Raw genomic sequence first — 2,126 nt, 5'->3', positions numbered from 1 at the left:
CCTCCCAGCGGTAGCTGGGGGAGCAAGATCCGGAAGAGACGACCTAGCCGCCCAGGGCCCGGGACACCGTGTAGATCAGCAGGCCCGCCAGGGCGCCGACCACCGTGCCGTTGATGCGGATGAACTGGAGGTCGCGGCCGATGTGGGCCTCGATCTTGCGGGAGGTGTGTTCCGCGTCCCAGGCGGCCACCGTGTCCGTGATCAGGGAGGTGATCTCCGTGCGGTACGTGGTGACCACGTAGACCAGCGCGCCCTCGATCCAGCCCTCCACCTTCGCCTGCAGGCGGCCGTCCGTCGCCAGGCGGGCGCCCAGGGACATCAGGGTGGAGCGGACGCGCAGGCGCAGTTCGCTGCGTTCGTCCTCCGCCGCCGAGATGATCATCGAGCGGACCGCCGTCCACGCCGACGCGATCACGTCCTGCACCTCGCCCCGCGCCAGGACCTCCGACTTCAGCCGTTCCACCCGGGCCCGCGTCTCCGTGTCCGACTGGAGGTCCGCGGCGAAGTCCGTCAGGAAGCGGTCCACCGCCCCGCGCGCCGGATGGCCGGGCATGTCGCGCATCTCCGTGACGAAGCGGAGCAGCTCCTTGTACACCCGGTCGCCGATCTTGCGGTCGACGAAGCGCGGGGTCCAGCCGGGGGCGCCGCCCTGGACCGCGTCCATGACCGAGTCCCCGTGGGTGACCAGCCAGTCGTGGGCCTTGGCGCAGATCAGGTCGACCGCGCGGCGGTGCCCGCCGTCGGCGACGACGCGCTCCAGGGTCTTGCCGAGGCCCGGTGCGATCTCCGCCGCCTCCGCCCGCCGGGTGATGGCCTCGCCGACCACGGCCTGCACGTCGGAGTCGCGCAGTACGGTCAGGGCGCCGCGGAGCGCGGCGGACAGTTCCGCCGTGACCCGGTCGGCGTGTTCGGGCTCGGCCAGCCAGGCGCCGAGGCGGCCGCCGATGCCCAGGGCGTGCAGCCGGGCCCGGACGACGTCCGCGGAGAGGAAGTTCTCGCCCACGAACTCCCCGAGCGAGACCCCCAGCTGGTCCTTCTTCGTGGGGATGATCGCCGTGTGGGGGATGGGCAGCCCCAGGGGGCGGCGGAAGAGGGCCGTCACCGCGAACCAGTCCGCGAGCGCGCCGACCATGCCGGCCTCCGCGGCGGCGGCGACGTACCCGGCCCAGCCGCCCGCGCCCCAGGCCTGCTGGGCGCATTTCGCCAGGACGTAGACCACGGCGACGACCATCAGCAGACCCGTCGCGGTGGTCTTCATCCGGCGGACGGCGCGCCGCCGCTCCTCGTCCGCCTCGTTGAAGACGAACGCGCCGCGGGCGGGTGGTGCGGGTGGCGCTGCCGGTCCTGGTTCCCTCATGGTGCTCCTGCCTTCCCCCGATGGCCGGTTTTGTCTGCATAGCATCCGACTCCCGGGAGGGCCCGGGAGTTCCCGGCGCGCCGCAGGCGGGGGCGGACTACAGCTCCTTGCGGACCTCGCCGTCGACCGGCTTCCTGCCGTCCTTCAGCCGCTTCGGCTGCTTCGGCGGCTTCGGCGCCTTGACCTTGACCGCCACCCCGCCCCAGAAGGCGAGGCCGTTCACGACCACCCGCGGAGCCCCCGGTTCCGGGCGGTTCTCCAGGGACCTGCCCTGGTCGAAACCGCCCATGATGCCGATGCCCCGTACGTCGACCTCGACGCCCGGCGGGACGGTGATCTCTATGCCGCCCATGATGGCCACGCACGTGATGACCACCTCGCGCGCCGCGAAGTCGGCCTCCCGCAGGTCGAGCTCGCCGCCGCCCCAGAAGGCCACGGCGTTGAACTGCGCGGGCACCGTCCAGCGCCCCTTGCGCTGGAATCCCGACATGATCGCGACCGCCGACGAGGAGGCCGACGTACCGCCGATGCGGGACTGCCAGGACGACGAGGTGGCGGAGACGGGGCCGGGGGCGTAGGAGAGGGCCGAGGAGGACTCGGGGGCCGGAAGGTCCCTGGTCAGGGGTTCGAGTTCGGCGTAGGTACGCGACTTGTACGCCGCCTCCAGCCGCTCCTCGAACTCCTCCATGTCGAGCCGGCCCTCGGCAACGGCGTCACGGAGTCGCTCGACGACCCGCTCGCGGTCGGCGTCCGACGCCCTCATGGACAG

At 72.5% G+C, this 2,126-nt stretch carries 2 protein-coding genes; both read right to left on the bottom strand.

Translation table 11 applies throughout. The features are described 5' to 3' along the window. Nucleotides 1–43: 43 nt before the first annotated feature. Nucleotides 44–1,357, bottom strand: a complete 1,314-nt coding sequence (locus VR44_RS37365) for a DUF445 domain-containing protein (RefSeq protein WP_045952119.1) — start codon at nt 1,355–1,357, stop codon at nt 44–46. 97 nt (nt 1,358–1,454) lie between these two features. Then, entirely contained in the window at nt 1,455–2,120 is a 666-nt protein-coding gene (locus tag VR44_RS37360; protein ID WP_094192168.1) for a DUF1707 SHOCT-like domain-containing protein, read from the bottom strand. Nucleotides 2,121–2,126: the final 6 nt, after the last annotated feature.

The organism is Streptomyces katrae (assembly GCF_000966975.1).
In the GTDB taxonomy this organism is placed as follows: Bacteria; Actinomycetota; Actinomycetes; order Streptomycetales; family Streptomycetaceae; genus Streptomyces; species Streptomyces katrae.
The sequence above is the reverse complement of the archived record's forward strand: the minus strand, read 5'-3'. Positions and strand labels throughout refer to the sequence as shown.